16 protein-coding genes are annotated in these 23,645 nt (G+C 44.6%); 1 reads left to right on the forward strand and 15 read right to left on the reverse strand.

Translation table 11 applies throughout. The annotated features are described in order from the left end of the window. Positions 1-13: 13 nt before the first annotated feature. The 14 genes from AC59IL_RS12815 to AC59IL_RS12880 form a co-directional block, all read right to left on the reverse strand. Positions 14-1,411 carry a contractile injection system tape measure protein gene (locus AC59IL_RS12815; RefSeq protein ID WP_496552534.1) on the reverse strand — a complete coding sequence of 466 codons (1,398 nt, stop codon included), beginning with the start codon at positions 1,409-1,411 and terminating at the stop codon, positions 14-16. Then, positions 1,411-5,709 (reverse strand): PKD domain-containing protein, encoded by a 4,299-nt coding sequence (locus AC59IL_RS12820; protein ID WP_496552535.1) that lies wholly within the window; start codon positions 5,707-5,709, stop codon positions 1,411-1,413. Before AC59IL_RS12820 ends, AC59IL_RS12815 begins: the two co-directional genes overlap by 1 nt. Before the next feature lie 19 nt (positions 5,710-5,728). Then, the gene (locus tag AC59IL_RS12825) at positions 5,729-8,452 is read right to left on the reverse strand and encodes a baseplate wedge protein (RefSeq protein WP_496552536.1); all 2,724 of its coding nucleotides are present in this window, start codon (positions 8,450-8,452) and stop codon (positions 5,729-5,731) included. Between the two features lie 68 nt (positions 8,453-8,520). Beyond that, positions 8,521-12,294, reverse strand: a complete 3,774-nt coding sequence (locus AC59IL_RS12830; RefSeq protein ID WP_496552537.1) for a baseplate J/gp47 family protein — start codon at positions 12,292-12,294, stop codon at positions 8,521-8,523. Between the two features lie 2 nt (positions 12,295-12,296). Then, entirely contained in the window at positions 12,297-12,749 is a 453-nt protein-coding gene (locus AC59IL_RS12835) for a GPW/gp25 family protein (RefSeq protein WP_496552538.1), read from the reverse strand. A 319-nt stretch (positions 12,750-13,068) separates the two neighbouring features. After that, the gene (locus tag AC59IL_RS12840; RefSeq protein ID WP_496552539.1) at positions 13,069-13,356 is read right to left on the reverse strand and encodes a PAAR domain-containing protein; all 288 of its coding nucleotides are present in this window, start codon (positions 13,354-13,356) and stop codon (positions 13,069-13,071) included. Positions 13,357-13,596: 240 nt separating this feature from the next. Continuing rightward, entirely contained in the window at positions 13,597-15,348 is a 1,752-nt protein-coding gene (vgrG, locus tag AC59IL_RS12845) for a type VI secretion system tip protein VgrG (RefSeq protein WP_496552540.1), read from the reverse strand. 154 nt (positions 15,349-15,502) lie between these two features. Next, the gene (locus tag AC59IL_RS12850) at positions 15,503-16,180 is read right to left on the reverse strand and encodes a CIS tube protein (RefSeq protein WP_496552541.1); all 678 of its coding nucleotides are present in this window, start codon (positions 16,178-16,180) and stop codon (positions 15,503-15,505) included. Between the two features lie 2 nt (positions 16,181-16,182). Continuing rightward, a complete protein-coding gene (locus AC59IL_RS12855) occupies positions 16,183-16,359 on the reverse strand; it encodes a DUF5908 family protein (RefSeq protein ID WP_496552542.1) in 177 nt (58 codons plus the stop codon). A gap of 6 nt (positions 16,360-16,365) precedes the next feature. Further along, complete coding sequence (locus AC59IL_RS12860) at positions 16,366-16,818, reverse strand: phage tail protein (protein WP_496552543.1); 453 nt, start codon at positions 16,816-16,818, stop codon at positions 16,366-16,368. Positions 16,819-16,924: 106 nt separating this feature from the next. After that, positions 16,925-17,359: a phage tail protein gene (locus tag AC59IL_RS12865; protein ID WP_496552544.1), complete on the reverse strand. Its 435-nt coding sequence runs from the start codon at positions 17,357-17,359 to the stop codon at positions 16,925-16,927. A 199-nt stretch (positions 17,360-17,558) separates the two neighbouring features. Then, positions 17,559-19,487: a phage tail sheath family protein gene (locus tag AC59IL_RS12870; protein WP_496552545.1), complete on the reverse strand. Its 1,929-nt coding sequence runs from the start codon at positions 19,485-19,487 to the stop codon at positions 17,559-17,561. A 20-nt stretch (positions 19,488-19,507) separates the two neighbouring features. Beyond that, entirely contained in the window at positions 19,508-20,713 is a 1,206-nt protein-coding gene (locus AC59IL_RS12875; RefSeq protein WP_496552546.1) for a hypothetical protein, read from the reverse strand. 23 nt (positions 20,714-20,736) lie between these two features. Continuing rightward, positions 20,737-21,333 carry a Pvc16 family protein gene (locus tag AC59IL_RS12880; protein ID WP_496552547.1) on the reverse strand — a complete coding sequence of 199 codons (597 nt, stop codon included), beginning with the start codon at positions 21,331-21,333 and terminating at the stop codon, positions 20,737-20,739. 381 nt (positions 21,334-21,714) lie between these two features. Here AC59IL_RS12880 and AC59IL_RS12885 point away from each other — a divergent pair, with 381 nt between their 5' ends. After that, entirely contained in the window at positions 21,715-22,251 is a 537-nt protein-coding gene (locus tag AC59IL_RS12885; protein WP_496552548.1) for a DUF1877 family protein, read from the forward strand. 68 nt (positions 22,252-22,319) lie between these two features. Here AC59IL_RS12885 and preA read toward each other — a convergent pair whose 3' ends face one another. Further along, positions 22,320-23,588 (reverse strand): NAD-dependent dihydropyrimidine dehydrogenase subunit PreA, encoded by a 1,269-nt coding sequence (gene preA / locus AC59IL_RS12890; protein WP_496552549.1) that lies wholly within the window; start codon positions 23,586-23,588, stop codon positions 22,320-22,322. Positions 23,589-23,645 lie beyond the last annotated feature (57 nt).

Here is a 23,645-nt window from a genome sequence, read left to right on the forward strand (position 1 = left end):
GGCAGGGGTGAGGTTACCACTCCGTCTTCAACATATGCTCCATCCACGGCAATTTCAGCATACTGATGTTCCAGGGCAAATGTTGTAACAGCACATCCCAGGCTTTGGGTTCTACCTGCAATAACCAGCTGTTGTTTACAAACTGTAATTTTCCCTGGCGTTGCAGGAACGATTGCCGAAGCCCTTCGGGTGATGTATCTTTTAAAATGTTCCAATATTCAATGGCCGATTCAAGCAGGTCGTTCAGCTCGTGCTTTTCTTCTTTTGTTAATCGGATACTGGTATCAACCGGCAGATCGGGCGCCATACCACAGAGAATTTTTGCAAGCCCTGTTTCAAATTCCGCTACCCCTTCCCTGCCCGAAGCAAGGTATTGAACCAAACAAACAGCCCGGTTAATATCGATAATGGTTGTATCATTACATATTTCCAGCTTTTTGAACAGCGATGGCAGAAAGGGCGCCACAATAACCAGTCCGGCATTCTCTATATACAGGCCATGCTGTAAATTCATTTCCTCGCCTTTATTATGTATGGGTATATTCTTATCAGGTTCCTTTGTTTTCGGTGCAATAGGTTCGATGCGGATCTTTTGCGTTTCCAATGCTTTTACAATACCCGCACTGAAATTACCGCTATTGGGATGAACATGGGTTAGATGACCCGTTGCCGATAACTGCTGTACAAAATGGGCATACACATGCCCGGCAAACTGGTACGACTCCACTTCATAAATAAAGGCCATAACGCTTTGCCTGAACAGGGTGAGCACCGCTTTTCTTTCTTCGGTGTTTTGTACCAGTTGTTTTATATCATTGATGAGATTAGTAATATCTTTTTCAATACCGGGGTTTATCTGCACCATGAGTTTAATAAATAACTCATCGGGCATCTGGTACAATAAGCGTTGCTGCACTTTCCGGTGTTTTAATATTTGGAGCAGGCGGCTTTTTGCATTGTCTGAAAAACCGGTGATCAGCAAACTCTCCAGCTCTTCCTGCCACACCTGATTGGTTGTAACCGGACTCCACCAGGGCAAATTACCATATTGCAAAAAATAAATAAATGCATCTACAAATAACTGCGGATAGGATTTCGGCTGTTGGGTAATATCCGAGGCCGTTCTGCTGATCTCCTCTTCAACCCGTTTTTGTAATTGCTGTACGATCAGTTCGGCAGCGGCCGACAGCCAGTTACCTCTTTCATCTATCTGTACTTCAATATGCAGCTTATCGATTTTGTACACCAGCGCACCGGTTTGCACTGTTTGCAGCTGTTCATCTATTCGCGGTATCAGTTCCCGGTTACACCATTCGGTAATACGTTGCTGCAGGTCAAAGCCATCTGTATCGCCATGGTACTCACAGTCGATTACCTGTTTAAGAATGATATGTTTGCCCGGGAAAGCCATTATAACATCGTATCGAGTATTTTAATAATTATTCTTATTGCATCGAGATAATTTGGCTTTGCAGCCGCTTCGCCATTATTGTTTATGCGTGTATCTTCTTTGCGCAAATCTTCATCTATTTGTTTAACCACTTCAAGCTCTTTGGCGGCAAATGGCTTTTGTTTATGTACAGCGGCCCACTGTGAAGTATTATCCTGTATCAGTTTAAATACTTCATCCATGCGCACTTTGGCCTTATCAAAATCTTCTTTTTGTATGCACATGATGTACATGGCCAGCTGCATCAGTATCCGGTACAGGCACAAAGCGAGCAAACGCATATTCTCATTGTTGGCTATTATGAGCTCATTCAGCTGCTTCAGCCATTGTATCAGCATCTGGTCAATGGTTTGCCCGCCTGTTGGTGTGGCAAAAAATTCTATTTGCTTTTCGACAGGCATGCCGGCCACATTATTGGCCACCAGTTGCCGGAAGTATGCTTCTACCTGTGGATAGAACTGGAACATACCTGTAAACAGCTGGAATCGATCGGGATCATTATCGCGCAGTTTTTCAAACAATGCAATGATATCGTTCAGTGGGGCGCATGATTTTTCGGGAGCAGGATTTACTGTTACACTTACGGCATCGCTGGCGCTATCGCCGCGGTCGTCGGTTACTTTTAATTCAAACTCATAAGTTCCCTGCACCAGTCCGCTTACCTGTGTTATTTTGGCAGATGGCGTTCCGATCACAGGCGTATTGGGTCCGCTTACAAAACTCCATGAAAATGCGGTGATCGTTCCATCGGGATCATTTGATGCACTTCCGTTTAACGTGGCCGTATTTACGGGAAGTGTTATTACCTGATCCAAACCGGCATTGGCAACAGGCGGCTGGTTATCGGGCAATACCACTGTTATTACAACACTGTCCGATGCACTGGAGCCTTCGTTATCGGTAACTGTTAATTTAAACTCATACACCCCTGCTATTAAATTGGTAACCGGTGTTTGTACCGAATTGGGCGCTACGATCGTTGACGTATTGGGACCACTTGAAACTGCCCATTTGTATTGTGCAATAGTACCATCAGGATCGGATGAAGCGCTGCCATCGAGTATCAATGGATTATTGGGCGAAAGCGTGATGGTTTTATCGGGCCCTGCATTGGCCACCGGTGGCTGATTTACATGCGGAGCGGGGTTTACAATAACGATCATGGAGTCTCTGGCCGTGCTGCCCTTGTTATCGGTTACGGTTAACTCAAATTCATAGGTTCCTTCAACAAGATTAGTCACACCGGTTTGCGCGCTGTTGGGTGTTGCGATCTGCGGATTGCCGGGTCCGCTTAAACGGGTCCATTGAAATTGTGTAATGGTACCATCGGGATCGGTTGAACCGCTTCCGTTTAAAGTTACATTGTTCACCGGCAGCGTTATTGTTTGATCGGCACCGGCGTTGGCAATGGGTCCCTGGTTGGGCGGCACCGTTGGTTCTTTTAATTCGGGCACCACATATTGTATGGGCGGACAATCGGAACAACATCTGTAGGGAAGATAAAAATCAGCGATCACCGTACCGGCAGCAATATCATCAATGGCATCTTCGGTATCATTGGTATTATTATCGCCCATCACAATCTGCACCGGTTGTTCTGAGGTTACTATTACTTCTTTATCATCAAAGCCATTAAAACGAACTACCAGCGTAGCCGGTAATTCTATTACCAGTATTTTAAAATTGCCCGATACATCTGTAGTGGCTGCACGGGTAGTACCTTTTACCTGTATACCGGCGCCGGGCAACGCAGCACCCGATTCATCGAGCACTTTTCCGGTAAGAATAAATTTTCCGGTTGCTGTACCGGTTGTGATCACATTGGGCTTACTGTGGTAAACGACAATAAACGTACCACCCATTGGTACACCCGCTTTGTGCTGTATGCCGGGATGTTGTTTGGTGAAATAACCGAACTGGCGCAACAGCGTAAGGTATACCACGCGTTTCAGATATTCGGCCTTTAAGGCTTTGAACGCACTGCATTTGCAGTTGTATATCAGTACATCGAGGTGGTCGAATAAATCTTCGAGCTGAAATATGGTCAGCAATACATTACCCGCAGCACTTTGCGCCAATGCGCTTCGCGATAAAACAAGACCGGTTGAATCATTGGTTGCTTTTCCGGTTGTGTCGCTGGTATCGTTATTAAATATGTTATACGCAAATTTGATGGTGGCGGCTTTTTCGGCCAGGTATTTTTGCAGACTGCAATATTCTTCCACATCAAAGCCGCTTAAATCAGATGTAAAGGAGTTGGCTAAGCGAATGATATAAATAGGGATCTCGAAATAAGATACGAGGTATCCGAGAAAAACAGCCATAGCTGGTGTAAGCTTATCGGGGATACCATCGCCATCGCTATCTGTTCCTACGAGGTTTTGCAGGTTTAATACTTCGGCAATTATCTGAATGGTCACATTGCCGTCGTCGCCCACTTTGCTGTACACTTTTTCAATATAATAACCAAAGGTGCCGGGCTTTACAATATAACCTGCACTGCACTGATTAAACAATCCCACCTGCGACACACTCTCCACCGGAGCAGGTGCACCGGGCGGTGGTGTAAACGATCCAAACTTCAGTTCATAATAATACTTCAGCTCTTTACACAGGTTACACAATATTTCATTCCTCATTGTATCGTAAATGGCCTCCAGATCCTGAAAATGGCATAGCATACCCATCAGGTCCAAATCGCCAATGGCGCCGGTAAGGTTAAATGAAGAAGCCTTCGACGTACTGATGCCCTGAAGCAAATTTGAGCTATCGGTGTTCAATGCAATTACATCTATGGGCAGGCGGCTCTGACTGATCTGGTATTTTATATTCTGCAACACTTTGGTATACGACTTGCCAATGAGGCCTTCGATACGTAAAAAGTTATATGGCTCCAGGTCGTAACGCAACGGGTTCAATACAAAATCATCTGAGGCATTGTATTGATTGGCGTTGTAACTCAAATTACGGTTCGATATTCCCTGTACCGTTTTTTGATAGTTCCAGCTTTTGTATAAGGGTGATGGTCCTGTTGCTACCTGATAATAATAAGGAATGGCTTTGTGCGACAAGGCCACATCGCCCAATGTACTGGGCGTAATGCGTATATAGGGATCCAGCTTCGATGCACCGGTACCACTGCTAACAGCAGGAATAATAAACTTGTCTTTCAGCAACACCAGTCTTTTAAAAAGCATTTTCAACTGTGCCAGCAGATCTTTTTTGTCGAATAAAGGCGAATAAATAAAATAGTGTCTGTAGGCAGAAGTTGTGCCGGCAGCCAACGGAATGGCTTCGCCCAATAATACATGCCGCGGAAACAAACTGCTATCCGGACAACAGGTGCTTAAAATATTTGTTCCGGCTTTGCGAAATTCATCATAGGCCAGCAGAAAGTCGGAGAAGTGATCGTATATGTATTGAATATGCTGCAACTGACTGGTGGTAATGGTTCCGTTGTTCACAAAAGCAAAACTGTTTGCCAGTCCTGCAAATGGGTTAGATGGGAACTCATCCTGCACAAATATGCCGATGCGCGTCCAGGCCTGTGCCAGCGCATTTTCGGTTGCCGTTAAAAAAGAAGCTGATAGAACGGCTTTATAGGCGTCGAATATATTCGCACTGCTAACCGGGTTGGTATTGGGCACGTCGAACCGGCGCATTTTTATTTCGGGCAAACCGGTAAACGTATCAACGATCAGCGAGCCTCCTGTAGCGCCAATAAGCGATACCGCATCGGCTTTTGTTACCAGCAGGGGCCTGAAGGTAACAGTGACGTGTATACCTTTATCATCGCAGGAGTTGGGATCGCAGTTCTTGTTTTTTTCTTCGAGCAATTCAACGAACAACAATACTACTTTGTCGGTTAAAAAACTTTCCGACAGGTTGGTTGCATCGGGATCAACAGCAGCCTGCTTCAGCTCCCACAGGTTGAACTTTTGCGTTTTGGTGGCAACATTTACAAACCGGTCGTAATACCATTCCTTTACAGCATCAAACGTGTTGAATTCGGTATAGGTTATAGCAGGCACTGTTATCAGGTACCCCTCAGATGTTACCGCCGTGCCTTTTGAAATGGTAATGGCGTTTTTGGCTGAATTGATACTTATTTCAAGACCGCAAACAATGCCGATACCTATTAGATTGGTGCGTGTTAGCCGGCCCTGTTCATCGAGGTAGCCAAATAATTCGTTCAGGTCAGATGAGGTGAGCAACTGGTCTGGTACAAACTCGGGGAAAACAGTATTGACCGGTAGCATATAAACGATTTTTATTTTTTTAAATGATGGTTTGGTTCAGGTATACCCTATTCTCATCGTCGCCATCTGCACAATCGTGCAAACTCGCAGCAGGATATACATTCTTTAATATTTTAAATATATCAAGCAGGTCTTTTAACAGTTTGCTCAGCTGCACCGTATCAGGTTCCTCTTTACTTAGTTCGCTTAACCAGGCGCAGTACTTTGTTTCAAACTCCAGTAATTGTTTGGTTGAAACCCAGCACACTTTTACCGCCAGATGCGCCGGTATTTCTTTACGAATGGTTTGTTCGGCAAAACGTCGAAAGGCAATACCGCTGTTGGCCAGTCCGGTTTCGCCATTCAATACAATGGTTAACCTGAATGAATAGGGATCTTCTTCACCGCACAGATCACAATCGAGCCCGATACAAATATTCAGCAGCGGATCACCATCAGGAATCAGCGTACCGGGTTTGTTGCGAGGCCGCAGTAACAGGTGTTCTACAATAAATATTTTTTCTGAATCGGGCATGCCCAGCAACCGGCGAATGCGCATGGCAATACCGGCTATATTGGTGCTATCGCATACATGAGCCGGATCTTTATAATTAAACGACCGCGCTTTGTTATAACTCATAAAGGGATAATCTTTCAAAAAAGCGATCTTGTCTTTTATGAGCTGATCATCAGCCACGGCTTTATTTTCCGTATACGAATACAGCATCAACGCATATTCGGTGAACTGTTCGGCAAAGCGGGCCAGCAAATGATCCAGAAAACGATTGCGGCGATCGAGAAAAACGGTTTCTGTTTCTTCGAGCTGCTGCAGGTCGTTTACAGTTAAACCGCTTACAATATCATTCAATCCGCTTATTTCGCTGTTGGTGAACAGGTGGGTAAAGTAAGTATGAGCTACGGTGTCATCTACCGCAAAAAGATCTTTTACATGCGCCAGTTGTTCGAGGTAGTTCACCAGCAGTTGTTCGTAAAATAACAGGTAGGCTTTCAATTGTTTCGCCTGCGCTTTTCTTTTTTCTGTAGCCGTGGTGGGCAAACCGTCAAACCCTACGCCATATGTAAGCGGCAGTGAATATTGCAGGGGATAATACTCTTTTAAATCGTACCAGGTTCCCTGCGGCACAGGCAGGTCTTTGTCGGTTGCGGAAAACTTTGGTTGCGCATTGTTACCGATAATCACCTGCATGGTATCTGCCAGCTCGAGCTTATCGGGTAAAAAAGGCAACCCGTTCTTAAACACTAAAAACTTTGAAGCTTCAACGTATAACCGTGGCTGGTGGTTGTAGGTTACATCCATGCTCCAGGGCTGGCTTTCGACCAGAAAACCTTCATCGTTATACCGGGTGAGCGCAAAATTCTTTACGGCTATTACACCGGGTATATCCATGAGCAGGTTGATGATATCCGACGTATATAACGTCTTTTTCAGATTGGTAGCTTCGAGCTGTTCATCTTCCACAAAACCGTTATCGAGCTGCGGGCCTTCAAATATTTCATCAACGGTTTTTCCTTTTGCCAGTAACTGGGTGAGTGAATAGAATTTTATATCGGGACTGAAATACTGATCAATCAGGTAAAAGGCTTCGGCCAGCACGGCTTCTATATCTACATCGGGCGCTACTTCCATATCGGCGCAAACACCAATATCTTCGGTTTCTATGGCTTTTACAGTGCAATAATCTTCGCTCAGGTTCCGGTGGCTGTGCAATACCTGTTTGGTAGTGGCAATGATGGCGTTGGCCCTTCTGATCTTTTCGATGTATTTACTAATTATGCCTCCGGCAGAAGCATCACTTAAAGCATTCTTCAAATCGGTAATGGCCATTGCCTTGCGATCGCTGTCGCTGTTGAACCAAACCGTAAGTGGTACATCGGTAAACTTTACTTCAGCCGGTAACAAAGGTGAAACCAGATCAGGGGCAGGAACATAATGTACGGTGAATGTAGCATACACCGGTTTGCGCAACCGCGATCCCAGTTCATTGGCGGGAATATCAACATTATCGTTTTTGGTACCCGATACAAAATGAACGTCAACACTGGTAACGGTACTGCCGGGATGCACCAGTTGTTGAAACTTTTGCCAGGTAACCATATCATTTTCAAAATGCCGGCTGATGATCTGTTCTGAATCGATCATTTGCCAGGAAGGCAACCGCATTTCAATGGCGGCGGTTGTTAAACTGCCTGATACGGTAAAGCTGAAATTGTATTTTATTTTGCCGCTGTTCAGGTTGCCAATGCCTTCTTCATCTTCAAATTCAAGCTGCACATCGTACAACCCTTTAATAGTTATTTTGTGTTCGGTAGGATCGTACTGTAAAGCACTTTTTTTACAATTGGCATACAGGTACAAATCGTCGCAGGCGCATTTTTTACAGGCCAGCCAGGCATTCTTTACGCCGTTTATATCAATGAGCAGTTTGCGAAAATCGTTAACGGTCCAAGGATTGGTTGTTAAAATTTCACGGGCGGTGTAAAAAGCCTGCCGTTTGGGATCGGGTGTTTCTGTTACCGGCACAGCCAGCAGATCTTTTATATCCAATGAAGTTCGATACCCCAGATCGGTAATGGCATAACATAATAATTCAAGCTGTGTAATACCGGGGTCGTGAATATTATAGTCTGTCCACCAGCGACTTCCCAGTTGCTGAATGGCGTTTAATCCTTCCTGTCGCAACAGTTCGTAACCGGAGCTGCCGGTTAAATCGGGATGTTTTTGTATGGTGATGCTTTGTTGCATGGTGAATGGTCAATGGTCAATGGTCAATGGTGAATAGCTGTTGTTTTTCCATCATGTTTATTATATTCTCAATCGCTTATAGTTTGGGCTTTTGCGCCACTGCATTCTGTTGTTTCTTCCAGATCGTTTATGGTTATTTCATTAATTACATGTTTCGAGGCCTGGGCCGATACGAGTATGCTGCGGGCGGTTGATGCGGTAATTTCATCCAGATCGCCGCTTTCGGGTGTTGTGTCATCGATGCGATGGAACATTTGCACATTGGTAATAAAATCCACATAAGGTCTTTCTTCAATAAAATCAATGAGCACCGACTTATATATTTTACCGCCAAACGAAATATCAGCATCTGAGGCAAAAGCCCAGGGTGTTAAAAACTGCGTGATCTCCTGTTGCAGCTTCTCCCTGTAAAATGTAAAGTCATCAAATCCCTGTAGTAACTTCAGATCAAACTGCAGGCGCACTTCTTCGAACTGCGGATTGCGTACGCCAAGGTTAACATGACACGAAATCTTCTTTTTTAAAAATGCTTCTATTTCCAGTAAAGTATTTTGATTGGTATAGGGTTTCAGCGGATTGGTATCATTGCGGTTTTGCAAATTGGGAATTGTAATTACCGTTACATAACCCGGCGCAACTTCATTGTAATCCATTTTATCTTTTTCTGCAGCAGGCACCAGTTTGGTATGGTTAAGACATTTTGCTTTATATATCTGCGGAAAATTCTCCAACACCAGATGCTCATAATCCCAAATGGTAATTGCGCGGTTCTTGTGCCGGAGCCTTTCGCTTACCCGTATATAGAATTTATCATCTTTTTCCTTAGGCCGGCCACCGAAGGATGCATAGGGCTGAACAACTTTTTTAACAGCCGCATCGGGCAATTTCAATTTTGAAATGGAAGATGCCGGTAAGTCCTTTTCAAGAAAATCATCGGCATTGTTATTGGGCCAAAAAGTTACGAGAGCAGCCTGCGCATCGACCGACAGCAATTTGCAAATGGCTTCGGCTTTTTCTGTTACAGCGGCCCGTAACCATAAATATCCTGCAGGTAATGTGGTGTTGCCGGTAGTGGCATCGGCAGGAATTATGAATGAAATAATGCCCGATTGCACCAGTTGCCGCGTAGCATCGCTGATGGTGTTTTTATCAAAGTCGGTCCATTTGTTGGCGGCGAGGTAACTCCACTGAATATGATTATCGGGTTTTATTACCAGCGGATCGGCGGTGCCTTCCATTACCTGGAACAAAATATTTACCGCCTGCTGGCCATGCAGGTTACTGATGCCGATATAAAATTCACCAATATGATCAACGGTATTCGTTCCATCGTAATGGTTGAATTGCGGTAGCAGGAACACATCGTTTTTGGTGATAAAAGTGTGTTGCTCGGCATCGCCAAAAGGATAAACGTGAAAGAATTGTATTTCCCGGTTGTTGAATTGATTTTCATTGGTGCTGTTCACTGCCTGAATGCCATTGGCGCTATAACTTATATACAGCGATTTCACCAAAGGCGTATAAGGCGCAGTGGGTTTGCTTCCACTTGCAGGTGTTTTTGACTGAGCGATCAGATAAGCGGTTAGCGCTTCCTGGTATTCTTTATGTCCGAAAGTTCCGTCCAGTACAAACCGCATAAAACCTGCGTTAGAAGATGCGTTGTACAAACCATAGGCATCAACATACTTTACGATGCTGTTGCCCAATACCGGTTGCGGTGGCGTAAAAACAACCGCCTCCGGGTTATTTGAATTGAAAATATTTGTTTGCGCCGGTATGCTGCTGTCGTCGGTATTTTTTTTCCATACGCCACCAGCCAGAAAGTTGAGTTTTGTATAAGGATAATAATCACCGGTAGTGTCGAAATCAATATCGCCGGGATTAAAATCCGAAATACCGGCCCACTCGAAGTTTAATTTTATAGATGCGTTCTTTTTACTGAATATCTCTTTATTTCCTATTACAAATGTGTTATCGCGCTTAGGGAGCGGACCAAATGGCTGAAAAGGTTTGGAGGCATCGAGCGGACCAAAATCGTTCGACAACATCAACTGTTTTATACCGGTCTGGCTCCAGGCATTCATATTGCCCACTTCAACTTTCACCTCAACTTTGCTGATCTTTATATCTTTTAGCTCGTTATACTTATATTCCTCATCATCGGTATTCTTTAAAATCATTTTCAGCATCGGAACAGTTACGCCAAATGTTCCGCCATGTACGGCAGCAGCATAATTGGTAATAGCCGGTGCATCACCGTGTAATGTAATGGTAAATTCAGCACAGGCAGTAGTATCGGTCATGGTGCCGGCTGCTATTGACGATACCGTTTCAGCAACCAGCCATTCTTTTTCGGTAGTTAGGTAATAATAAAATTTCTTATTGTAGAGCTTTGCATTATCGCTTCCGGCAGCGAGGCGAATAATTATTTTCCGTTCTCCTTCGGTGCAATACAGGTAATGCGATGCAATGGCAAAACCAATGTTCGCATTGGGCATAGCAATATCGGTGAGCTGCCCTTCGGCATATTGCTTATTTACAAAAGGATGCCATTCTTTATTGGGCGAAGTCAACGCAGCACCCAGTCCGTCGTCGCTGTTTGTTACGGGTGATGCAAATAAACGATTCACGTTATTTACAGTGCCATGATTATCTTTCCCGTCTTTATCGGCCTTGTATACCGATTTCAGCGAAGCCACTTTCGCTTTGTTAAAAGTGGTTTCTTTATCAAGCGCATACAGCACTTCTTTTCCTGCACTGTCTTTACCTGCTTTTAATAAAGCGCCTTGTTCCAGCGCATGATCATCCGTCATTTTTGCCAGCTCAACCAGCACATGCGCTTTGTTGGGCGCTGCTGCTTTGGGAAGCAATTGCAACACCTCTTTATAATAAAAGTCAAGGTGCCGTTGTGTGATGGTGTTGATATCGGCCTGCGCCAGTTTGAACAGTTTTAAAAAAGCAAGAAACAGCGCGTAATGCGGTGCATGGGAGTTCCAGTTACCGAGCGTAGTCAACAGACTGGCGGTAGATTCATTAATAATCCGGGTATAATTCTGTGTATACTGATCAAATATCGAAGAAAACAAATTGTGGTTGGCTGCATGATTAATGCGATGGTATTCATCCCACAGGTCGCTGCCGAATATACTGGCATCGGTTGCAATACCTGTAACATAGGCATTCCAGCTGGCAGCCCCGTTTCGCCACCAGCTGTCAGACAAGCCGCTGCCATTGATAATGGTTTCGGCTGGTTGTACAGGCATATTGAGCACCTTCCAGTTGGTGAAGTCGCCGGGTTGGAGCAATAATTTTACCGTAGCGGCTTTATGATAAGCGATCAGTCGTTGTAAGGCCGGCGCCAGTTTTGTTTCGATGCAATTTTTGATCGTGTTCTTTAGTGTAATGGTATTTTCCTGCTCAACATCCTTTTCGGGCAATTTGAGATAATAATTATCAAGCGCTTTTGATAAGCCCAACAGCACACTGAACAATTCGTGCAGTTTCTTTTTTACAGAATTTATATCCGCAGCATTGGCATCATCTTTTATAAAATCGAACCGTTCTTTGATCTGCCTGCGGTAACTATCGATGTCCTGGATGGCAATAGTACCCAGCAAAGCTGAGATGTCGCTGGTGAAAAAAGGTTCCCAGGTACCATCAGCCGAATTACCGGCATCGTAATGGGTAAGGTATGATGCAAAGGCGGCAGCAAACACAATCCAGTCGGCATATTCTTTTTCATTCACCTGCACATAGCCTGCCTGCAAACCGGGTAATAATCTTTCGGCCTGGCTTGTTCCGTTGTGCTGCAAAGGGTTTTTATTGTCGCTGCAGTTACTCATTGTTATAATGATACACTGTCGTTAGTAGTTAAAAAATTCAGTTCGGTAGCTTCGTTTTTATAATAAGGGAAAACAAAGTTGAACCGGTTGTTGGTGGCCCGTATGATGTATTCAACTTCTATCAGCACTTCACCTTCGAGCTCATTGGTGGTATTGAGCGCGATCTTTTTGGGTTCAATACGTGGTTCGAAGTACAGAATGGCCGTTTTGATTTTATCTATGAGAATTGTTTTGGTGGTGGTGTTGAGCGATTCAAACAACATCTCATCCATATTGCAACCGAATTTGGGCTGCATGATCCTTTCGCCGATGGCAGTGGTGAGCAGTATCTGCAAACTTTTTTCGATATCTTCCTGCTTCTCTGTCATTTCCACCTCTTTCAATTGCGTATTGAAGGTGGGCGGGAAGCTCCAGCCTCTGCCTAAAAACTCGTCGTTGATAAATTCTTTTGCCATGTGCCAATATTGAATAATGAATACTGAATATCGAATGTTGAATTTCGAATGTCGAAATATGAATTCCAAATGCTTTGTCCCTACCCACATTTTGTCCCTGACGGGACGGAATACACACTCCCGTTTTGATGCTACCTACATTTCGTGCCTGACAGGACGGAATACACATTCCCGATTCGATGCTACCTACATATTGTGCCCGCCGGCACGGAATACCGTTCACATTCCGATGCTACCGACCTATTGTCCCTAACGGGACGTATACACCCCTTCGTTCCTGTGCCTTGATCCTTGTACCTTGTGCCTTATTCCCTGTGTCTTAATTTATAATTACCGTTGGGCAACCGACTACTATGCTTCCCCCGTGTGCGGTGCTGTCGCCCATGCGGGCGGCGGGCATACCGCCGATGAATACGGTGGCCGAGCCTGCTATGATCACATCGGGCGGACCGGTACAGGTTAACATATCGCCCACACGCGCTGCCGGCATACCACCAATGAGCACCGTAGCACAACCCGGTGGTAAAACGGGGCCGCCTACGTGCGGAACAGTTCCGGTTACCAGCGGACAAACATGCATATCGCCTACTCGTGCTGCTGCGGGCATATTCCTAATCCCTAAAGGGAGTTTTAATTATTAATAATTGTTAATATCTCGCGCAAGAGCATAAATTTGTTTGTGGTTTATGGTTTATGGTTTGTAGTTGCTGCCGCGCTTTTGAATATCATTATTAAAAACCGGCACCTTACAATTGTAATAGGATCACAATCGCATGGTATGATTCACCGAAAGAACCACAAACTACAAACCTCAAACTATAAACTGCCTTAAACCATTGCCTACTGCCTAATTTATCATCACCGTTGCGCCTTTTAATGCCGTGCTGCCGCCTGATGAAAACTCGGCTCCGGCACTGCCTTCTACTTTGGCTTGAGCGCTTCCCTTGATGCTTACGTTCGACATGGCCTCCACCTCAAAATTGCGCTGCGCCTTCATCACAATATCTTTTATGCTTTCGATCTTAATTCCGTCCTGGTCCATCGTGAACTTGTTGCCGTTCTGATCTTCGATATGAATTTTCTTATCCTCTTCGGTTATGAGCATTTTATTACCGCCCGGCGTTTCTATCTGTATGCTTTTTTTATCGTCGTTGAAAATCATTTTCATTTCACTTCTGCTTACATATCCCTTTTCGTGATTATCATCCGATGCACGAAGCGGGGCCGGTTTGGCGCTGCTGTTGAGCATGCCGAGCACAATGGCATGGCGCGGGTCGTTATTGATAAAACCAACGATCACTTCATCGGCCAGCTCGGGCCTGAAATACATGCCCCTGTTATCGCCCGCATCCAAAGAACTTACTCTGCACCAGATGCCTTCCTCTTCATTCTGAATAACCGGTATACGTACTTTTATCCGGTCTTCCCCATCAGGATCGTCCTGCAGCTGCGTTACCACACCAATTTGTAATCCGCTGATGGCAGGCAGCATGGCCGCGGCCGGCGGTTGCTTTACTTTGTATGTTTCGGCAAACCACTCGGGGTTAATGCCAAACTGAATTACGGTTTGCCAGTCGCCCTTTTCCACTTCCTGCCGTACACCTGTTACAAATAATTTTCCCTGGAACCGCTCACCTACCCCATTCAGCTGAATAATTTGTCCCGGTTTTACGGCTGCAGTACCGTCGATGCGTACGCGACCTCTGATTTTTGCCAGGCGGTGTTTCATCATTTTGGCATCAACCAAAGCCTGTAATTCGGGCTCTTCTATTTTGCCGCTGTGGTATAATCTGAATTCATCTTCATTAATAACACCGGCCAGTGTATCTGCCGAAAGGTTACCGGCATCGGGTACGCCGGGATCGGCGGCATCCACATCGTTCAGCAATTCCTGACCCGAATAATCCCACATGGTTCCTTTTACCGATTTGAATTGCAACCGGGCGTCGATCTCTGCATCGAGGTCGTGCACCGTGGCGCCGTATTGAATCGTAAGACTGCTTTCGGCTGAAAAGTCGGGCTTAGCTATTTTTATTTTTCCGTCGTCGGGTATGCACAGCAATCCGTTTACATCGCAACGACATAATATATAATCCCAGTCGGTGGCATTGTATTGTACCAGTTGTTTGTGCGATACCGAGGTGGTTTCCACCTCTTTTTCAAGACCGTAACTGTCTATCAGTTCCTCCATCACCTCGCTGTCTTTGGTATCGGTAAAGTATTTGCTTTTGCAGGCTATCGTCATTTTCACCGCTTCATCTTTACATTCCACCATCAGTACGCTGTTCTTTTTGCGTACTTTAATACCGTGTTTAATAATGATGCCTTTAAAAATGGTTTCTTCGTCGTTGCGGTAACCGCATTTTATTTCGAGTTTCTTTCCCGGTTCAAATTCGGGTTTGCTGCTTACTTCAAATGATTGCTTCGAAGGTTCACCATCCAGTATAATGATGGTGGCAGATGCAACCCGGTTCACTTCTTTATTTACCACTATAGAAAGAACCTGGTATTGTTTGGTCACTTCATTGCCATCTGATAACAAAGTAGTAGTTACTACCGTTTTAGCCTGGTCAGATGGTATTGTTCTTTCGTTGGGCATTCTCCCCCTTTATAGTTTATTGTTTTTAGTTTATGGTTCCTGCTACCTGTTATTGGTTATTGGTTACCAGTTACCGGTTACAGGTTACAGGTTACAAGGCTCGCGGCCTTCTTACTCCTCACTTCTTCCACACTTCTTACTTCCTACTACGGCTTCATGTTTTTGCAATAGGCGGAAAAAAGATCTCCTGCCCTGGTTTTATAAGTCTGAAGTTGCTGAGCTTATTGGCTTTTGCAACCTGCCAGTAATATTTTGAATCGCCGTAAATGCGGTAACACAACAGCGGCAGCGTATCGCCTTTTTTCACCACGCGGTAATGCGTGAGGTCGGGCGATTGGTTATTTTCTTCAATCACCCGCAGCTCTTCGGGTTTCAGCTCGCGCAGGGTTACCTTACAAACGGCCCTGATGGGCTTGCCATCGGGATTGAACAGTTTATAGTTTATATTTAACGTGGTGCATATGCCCTTCATTAAAGAGGTGCCCCATACGAACTTGAAGAATTTAGGCTGATGAATATCGCCTTCGTACTTCATCAGAAAGTCTTTGAAGTTCTGCAGGTCGTCGGCAATATCATCTTTGGGATTGCCGTCGATGATACCGGTATTATCGAATAAAAACTCAAAGGCCAGCTCTTCGGGCGGTTTTAAGGTAAACCGTGGCTGATTACCGCTGGTGCCTGAACCCTGGTTATTGCTGAACTCGACTTTTGTTTCGAGCGTATAGCTTTCAGGATTGATCAGCGCTACAAACTCGTCGCCTTTGTGTTCGTCAGAAAAATCAGGATCGGTATATGAAATGATCCGCAGCTTTTCAAATTCTCCGGTAGGCATGGTTAACGCTCTTTTTTATTGTTGATGATTTCAAGCACTTCGTCAACGCATTGCGTAATGATGGCATCCTTATCGTCATCGGCCTGGCCACCTGAAGGAGCGGCAGCAGCCGGCTGTTGCCCCTGTGATGGCTGGTTAACGGTAACCTTTATGTGCAATTCTTTTATTTCAAGAGGCATATGCTTTTATTTTGGAAGCGTGAAGTAACTATAGCTCAGATCGAGCGTTTCTATCACCAGCGAATTTTCCTGTGCATTGAAATCACTTACACTCCATTTTTTTGGCCATGCGTTGTATACATGCCAGGTTTTTAAGGGCTGGTGCTGTTCGTTCAACAGTATGATATCGATCTCGGCCGGTTTGTTATTTTTAAAATCCCTGTTTTGCAAAATGCCCAGGAACCAGTCGATGAGCTTTGAATCGAGAAGCATGCCCCGTTTGAGCGACAAATCGGGATATTTTGTGCGCACCGGCAGCTTATGTTCAAACCGGTTTTCGCCGCCTTCTTTAAACGATTCGGTATCGTATTCAACGTTTAAACCCGATACCGACTGAAAGCGCACATCATTATCGTTTCCGATGTTCAGGAACTTAACGTTAAAATGAAATCCTACCGGAGGATAATATCCGCCTGCCATGGCTCATGTTTGTTGTTTGAGGTTTGTGGTTTGTAGTTGTTGCAGGTTTTCGGGTTGCAATAATTGCTTTACTTATTGCCTGTTGCCCATTGCCTATTGCCTGTTTTTAACTTACTACCGTCAATCCTTCGTGCGCCAGCTCCAGTGTTTCGATAGCCACTTCATTGCCGTCGGCCTTCAGGTCACTGGCCTGGTATTTTACAGGGAATGCATTTTTGGCCGACCAGCTCATAATGGGTGTATGCGATTCGTTGAGCAAACTAATGGTGATCTCCCGGCGCTGGGTGGTATGCGTATAGGGGTCGAGCGCTTTTATCCATTTATAAAATTCCGAGTCATTGGCCAGTGTACCACGCTTGAGGGTGATGTTGCTGAATTTGGTAAGACCCGGTTGTTTTGTTTTGGAAAACTCAGGGTTCGAACCCTCGCGGTATTCAATTACATCTATCTGAAAATCAAGTCCGGTTACTTCAGTAAAGCCTATGCGTTCAACGCCCCATTTAACCTGGAAATGAAATTTTGGAAGGGGATATGTTGCCATTGTCAATATTTTATTGGTTAATACTTTTTTTGATGATTGGCGCCTATCGTGAGTAGTGAGTGGTGAGTGGTGAGTGGTGAGTGGGCAGTGGTGAGTAGGGAATATCCGCTTACAATAACAATCCTACTTTCTGTCAACTACCCTGCCCTGCCTACTACATACTTACTACTTACAACTTATTACTTACTACTTGCCTGCATCAGCTTTCTGCCATTTTATGCGAGAAGCGTAAGATGATAAACTCAGCCGGGCGAACAACCGCCATGCCTATTTCAACGATCATGCGGCCTTCGAGAATATCGAGCGCCGTCATGGTTTTATTTAATCCTACGGCCACATAAAAAGCATGTTCGGGTTTGGCGCCCTGTAAAGCACCCTGGCGCCACAGCGTAGTCAAAAAGTTTTCGATCATGCCTTGCACGCGTACCCAGGTGTTGGCATCATTGGGTTCAAACACAAAAGGCTCGGTGGCCTTTTTGGTAGATTCTTCTACCATATTAAAGAAGCGCCGTACACTGATGTAACGCCATTCGTTATCATTACCGGCCAGAGTGCGCGCTCCAAAGACGAGCGTACCCTTTCCGGTGAATGCCCGTATGGCATTTATCGATTTACCTGATACTGCATCTACGTTCAATGCATCCAGTTCCGAAGCGGTGAAAGCAGTATCTGGCGAAACCACATTTGCAAGCGCAACGTTGGCAGGCGCCTTCCATACACCCCGGGTGCGATCGGTCATGGCATATACGCCTACTACTGCACCACCCGGTGGCATGCTGGTCATGCTGTTGGCCACGCCGGTAATAATTGCTTTGTATACAGGGAAAGAAAGAACCAGCGAATCTTCCAGCGTTTTGGCATAGGAAGCAGCAGCGCCCACGATCAGGTTTTGATAAGCTATATACAGCTGAACAAATAAAGGCCGCAACAAATTCACGGCAGCAATACGCCGGTTGTTATCGTTCGCTTCATTGATGTTATTCGAAGCAGCTGCAGCAATGGCGAGCGGCCAGCTGCCGGCTGTAACGAGGGTGGCAATATCAGTTGGGGTATATCCGGCTGTAATATCGGCGCCGGCTTCTTTATTCAGCGAAACGATCGATGCCATTACAGGATCAAAGTTCGAGGCCACAGCAGCAACAACATCGGCTTTGAGTGAAGCCAGTGTTATGGTATTGGGCGCAACGCCGTTTATGTATTCATCTATTTTATCGGCAACATCAAGCGACAGATCAAACAATGCTTTCATGTTCGCATTGTTATTGGTTGTATTAAAGGTTGCCTGCAGCGAGTCGAACTTGCCCAGCAAATCGGTATTGGGCGAAGCCATGGCCGCCGTTCTGGTATTGATATAGGCTTTGTCGGTATACGCCTGGTCAATCCGGCCGATCAATGCCTGAATATCAGCATCCGATGTTAATCCGGTCAATGAAGGAATAGCAATGCCCGACCTGAAAATAACTGATTTTACATCGGTGTATTTTACTGCTTTTGGCAAAGTTACTTTCAGCCAGGGCGTATAGGCCATGCCGTATTTAAGGTAATTGATACCAATATTATTACGGAAGGTTACTCCTTTGGGATCGTTTTGCTTAAGATCAAATACCGCTACACGGTCCTGCATGTTATTGCATTGCAGTAAGGCGGCCTGTTGCACCGATGCAATATCGGTATCATTCAACGCAACGCCATCGGGGAAAAGCAAAATGGTGGGCTCGTCTTCTTTTTCGAGCGTGGCAATGCCAGCTATCAGGTCGGCGGCAGCCACAGCTGTTGGATAAACTTCAACAGACACAATATAACAATCGCCGCCGCCATTGGCATAAAACATTCTTACGCTATCGTACAGAAAATAATTGTTGGTTACTTTGGCGCTCTGAAAATTATTATTGCTGTCGATATTCACCTCGGTAACAGCAGGAGACGGGCCGCCTCCGAAATACAATTCAAACTCAACCAACGACCCGATGCGTGTTGGTTTCTTTTTCAGGTCGCCGGGAGCCAGGCTTTTTGCGATTTCGGTATATCCTATAAATGCGGGGATAGCCGTTTCGACCTGAGCAACAGATGGCGGTAACTTGGGGATTTCTTCCAGAAACACACCGGGTGTTTTGTAGCTGGTTGCCATATTTGAATATTTAAATTGTTTTAATAATTAAGGTATATGGTGCAGTAATAATCTTTCTCGGGTTCTTTTCGGCTTAACATGCCTGTAACATTCGGGTCGGGATTAGGGGCTGCCGGCGGTTCATCACTAACCGGGTTATTTAATTCAAGATCATAAACCACCGGCGTTTGCCTGATGGGAATAGGAGCATCTGATTGAAAAAAATCAGGCTGTGCGGGCAAGGGTGGCGATTGCACAAACTGGTAAGTATTTGTTTTGTCTTTGATCGCCTTTACACCTTTACGGGGTGTAACATATTTCCAGAATGCCAGCCTGTTGGCAAACCGTATCTGGTAACGCAGCCATTGCAGATTGCCGGCTACCACTGTATCTTTTACTTTTCCGTTGTTATCGAGCAATGAAAAATCACTGGCAGCAGGCAGGTGATTGAATATTTCAATAACGCCAAACACACTTCGGTAAATGGCCGTATCATCAACAAACACGTCAAACTCATCGGTATTGATCTGTATTTTATATCGCCCGGGCAATAGTTCCGACAGGTCGGGCATTACAGCCGTAGTAGCCACATCGCTGTTTATTTTATTTTTTGAAATGACGATGGGCAACGTGTACGTATTGTTAGCGATATTTAAACCGAATACTTTTATGGTGAACTCAGTAGCTGCTGCTGTTGTTTGATACCGGTTGCCGGTTGTTACAAAATTCATCATATCGGCCGATGAAACATACTGTTCGGTGCCCCGCTGAAACCAGAAGTTATCGTTCGTAGTATTATTGCCGCCTGTTGTATGCTGAATATTTTCAAAAACAGTTCCGCTGCCGTTATCAGTCAGATCACCGGGGTTATAGGTAGCCGCATTATCGTAAGCGGCAATCTTTTTGCTCAGGAGCAATGAAACGCCTGCTTTATTCTGGTATAAATTGGTAAAATAATAGCGTTGATTCAACCGCAGCCTGTCGGTATCGAGATTGGTTACCGTAGTAAACAAAGGCTGATTCAAACTCAGGTAAAAAAGAAATTTCGTTTCAGCCCCGATAGAAACAAACGGTTTATCCTCATTGCCTGCAGTGGTTTGTACTTTAGCCAATACAACCAGTTTGTTGCCGATGGTTTTGCACAACAGCTGGTGGTTTTGCAGTACCAGCGAAGTGTGGGCCGAAGGTATCACTGTAAAATCCCTGCACTGCAGGTTGGCGTAATACTCATTCAGCAAATCGACCATGAATAATATTTTATATCTGGTTGTCATGATGTAACCGGCTGTATAACTTTTTCGGTAAGTTGAATTTCTTTTATAAATCCGCTTTCACTTTCGGTAATATCTTCATCGAGGGTTAACTGGCGCACTTTATATAAAACCGAGGGCAGGTATTTACCGCCGAGCGTGCTCCACAGATGATTGATCTGTTCAAAGTTCAGCGAGCACAGGTCAACGATCATCTTTTCTATTCTCGGGTCGAGCGTGGGATGCGTTATAGGTGTAAACACATTCTGAAACTGAAAGAACTGCATAATATAACTTAACCACAAAAGCGAATCGCCGTATGTTGTTCTGTTCAATGAAAAAAGTATGTACAGGTTTATATACAACTGCGGACTTTTATATCGTGTACCTACATCCGTTCTTACAAAATTTTCCTGTTGTTTTGCTACGCGATCTTCTTCAACATTTACCAGTGAAAGAATAGCTCTGTTGTTTAAATTATTGGCAGTTGTTTCACCATCAAAAACCCGCGACACATTGCCCAGCACCAGCCTCGGCGGATCGCTGGCAGGGCCCATTTTAAGCACAAGATATTTGTTCAGTTCATCAGCGATGAACTGTAACGATTCATTGATCATATCAATAAAGTTTGACTGATTTATTATGCCAATCTCTCTGGTTATTTGTAATTCAACACATCAGCGGGAATCGATAGCAGCGGGATTACGGATCGGGTGTGAAGGTACATTGTATTAAAATAAAACCAATACTACTATGTGGTAAAATTAAAAAGTTAATTAATATCAATCAGTTAGATGAAGAAGCAGCGTATAAGCAGCAGTATAAAGAGTAGTTTTTACATTATATGGCCTTCATAACGGTGTATGATACGTTATGACTACACATCGACATACTACTAAGTGGGTAAGCTGATTGGGTAGGTTTGGGAGAAGCAGGTGGTGTTGTAATAAATTACATATATTCACGCCACTTTTACCATTTTCATCATTCATATTTATATGGGACAGAGTGCCGCCTTATACTGCATTGACAAAAATGATTTCGCTAAAATTGAAACCAATCCCGAAGGTGTTGAATTTCATAAAATAGCAAAGTTGTATGAAACCTTTCAAAAATCTTTTGAAGGACTTCGCTTCCTTCTTTCCAAAGGTCGCAACAAAGAAATGGCAGAACTGGCAGGCCAGATATTTTATCCAATTACCAGCATTGGAGAAGAATTTGACTTTGAAAATTTCGACTTTGATAACTTCGACGAGGAACTTTTCTTTAGCAAACAACCAATACCTTATCATGATCCGGTAAAAGTTGCTGCTATTTCATCTTTTCTTGATACCATAAGCATCGACGAGTTCAAAAATTTATTTGATCCTGATGAACTCAACCGCGAAGACATTTATCCCGGTGGCTGGAGCAGAAACACTGAAGAAGATTATGCATTTAATGAACGGAACATGGTTATAGAATACAATAATCTTAAAGAAGTATTTAAAAAGGCCAGTGCAAATGGTTATTACATTTTTAGTTTTGTTGGGTAAAAGCATATAAGAAATCCTTCGACTGCGCTCAGGATTAAATAAATGTCCCTTCGACTACGCTCAGGGTCTTAGTGATCATTCAGCGGCATACCCCTTTTCTGAAATTCTATCCAGTTCACATAATCGGGACCTTTGCGTTGTTCAACCATGGTAATGCAATTATCGACCGGACAAATGAGCTTGCATAAATTGCAGCCTACGCATTCTTCTTCCTTAATAGTATAGGTATTATACGGTTTGCCATATTGCAGGTTGATTGCCTGGTGCGAACCATCTTCACAGGCAATATAACACAACCCGCAGTGAATGCATTTTGTTTGATCAATATCGGCAACGATGTGATAGTTGATGTCGAGCTCTTCCCACTGGGTAAGATGCGGCACCGATTTACCCACAAAATCATTGATGGTTTTGAATCCTTTTTCATCCATCCAGTTATTCAATCCTTCACACATATCTTCAACTATACGAAAACCATGTTTCATAACAGCCGTGCATACCTGAACCGTTGTGGCGCCCAGCAACATAAATTCCGCCGCATCCTTCCAGGTAGTTACGCCCCCGATACCCGATATAGGTACTTTTGAAGTTACAGGATCCTGGCTGATGGTAGCGAGCATTTTTAGCGCAATGGGTTTTACTGCCGGACCGCAATAACCACCGAATACCGATTTGCCGGCTACATATGGATTGGGAACAAAGGTATCGAGGTCGATACCGGTTACTGATTGTATGGTATTAATAAGCGATAATGCATGGGACCCGGCTTCTACAGCGGCTTTTCCGGTTGGCACCACCGAATGCACATTAGGTGTAAGCTTGGTAATTACGGGAATAGTTGCTTTTTCCATCACCCACTCTACCACCAGCCTTGCAATTTCAGGGTCCTGGCCAACAACAGCGCCCATGCCGCGCTCCGTCATCCCGTGCGGACAACCGAAGTTTAGTTCAAGACCGTGTGCGCCGGTGTCTTCTACCTGTGCAATCAGTTCATGCCATTTTTCCCGGGTATTGTCGGCCATCAGTGAAACGATCATGGCCCTATCGGGGAATAATTTAATGCATTCTTTTATTTCGCGCAGGTTCAGTTCCAGCGGTCTGTCGCTGATGAGTTCAATATTGTTAAGACCCATTACTTTGGAGCCATTATAATTTACGGCAGAATAGCGGCTCGATACATTTTTTACCTGGCTGCCCAGCGTTTTCCAAACCACACCCCCCCATCCTGCTTCAAAAGCACGCAGCACATTGATCTTTTTATCGGTAGGCGGTGCGCTCGCCAGCCAAAACGGGTTGGGCGATTTGATACCGAGAAAGTTTGCAGATATATCAGCCATAGCACTAATTTGAAAATTTGAAAATTAGCAAATTTGAAAATTGAAATACAAACCCGT

It is taken from the genome of Niastella sp. sgz303648 (assembly GCF_059587045.1).

What these genes read in the sequence shown, in the direction of transcription:
- AC59IL_RS12815 (WP_496552534.1), bottom strand. Translation starts at nt 1,411, where the DNA reads ATGGCTTTCCCGGGCAAACATATCATTCTTAAACAGGTAATCGACTGT.
- AC59IL_RS12820 (WP_496552535.1), bottom strand. Translation starts at nt 5,709, where the DNA reads ATGCTACCGGTCAATACTGTTTTCCCCGAGTTTGTACCAGACCAGTTG.
- AC59IL_RS12825 (WP_496552536.1), bottom strand. Translation starts at nt 8,452, where the DNA reads ATGCAACAAAGCATCACCATACAAAAACATCCCGATTTAACCGGCAGC.
- AC59IL_RS12830 (WP_496552537.1), bottom strand. Translation starts at nt 12,294, where the DNA reads ATGAGTAACTGCAGCGACAATAAAAACCCTTTGCAGCACAACGGAACA.
- AC59IL_RS12835 (WP_496552538.1), bottom strand. Translation starts at nt 12,749, where the DNA reads ATGGCAAAAGAATTTATCAACGACGAGTTTTTAGGCAGAGGCTGGAGC.
- AC59IL_RS12840 (WP_496552539.1), bottom strand. Translation starts at nt 13,356, where the DNA reads ATGCCCGCAGCAGCACGAGTAGGCGATATGCATGTTTGTCCGCTGGTA.
- vgrG (WP_496552540.1), bottom strand. Translation starts at nt 15,348, where the DNA reads ATGCCCAACGAAAGAACAATACCATCTGACCAGGCTAAAACGGTAGTA.
- AC59IL_RS12850 (WP_496552541.1), bottom strand. Translation starts at nt 16,180, where the DNA reads ATGCCTACCGGAGAATTTGAAAAGCTGCGGATCATTTCATATACCGAT.
- AC59IL_RS12855 (WP_496552542.1), bottom strand. Translation starts at nt 16,359, where the DNA reads ATGCCTCTTGAAATAAAAGAATTGCACATAAAGGTTACCGTTAACCAG.
- AC59IL_RS12860 (WP_496552543.1), bottom strand. Translation starts at nt 16,818, where the DNA reads ATGGCAGGCGGATATTATCCTCCGGTAGGATTTCATTTTAACGTTAAG.
- AC59IL_RS12865 (WP_496552544.1), bottom strand. Translation starts at nt 17,359, where the DNA reads ATGGCAACATATCCCCTTCCAAAATTTCATTTCCAGGTTAAATGGGGC.
- AC59IL_RS12870 (WP_496552545.1), bottom strand. Translation starts at nt 19,487, where the DNA reads ATGGCAACCAGCTACAAAACACCCGGTGTGTTTCTGGAAGAAATCCCC.
- AC59IL_RS12875 (WP_496552546.1), bottom strand. Translation starts at nt 20,713, where the DNA reads ATGGTCGATTTGCTGAATGAGTATTACGCCAACCTGCAGTGCAGGGAT.
- AC59IL_RS12880 (WP_496552547.1), bottom strand. Translation starts at nt 21,333, where the DNA reads ATGATCAATGAATCGTTACAGTTCATCGCTGATGAACTGAACAAATAT.
- AC59IL_RS12885 (WP_496552548.1), top strand. Translation starts at nt 21,715, where the DNA reads ATGGGACAGAGTGCCGCCTTATACTGCATTGACAAAAATGATTTCGCT.
- preA (WP_496552549.1), bottom strand. Translation starts at nt 23,588, where the DNA reads ATGGCTGATATATCTGCAAACTTTCTCGGTATCAAATCGCCCAACCCG.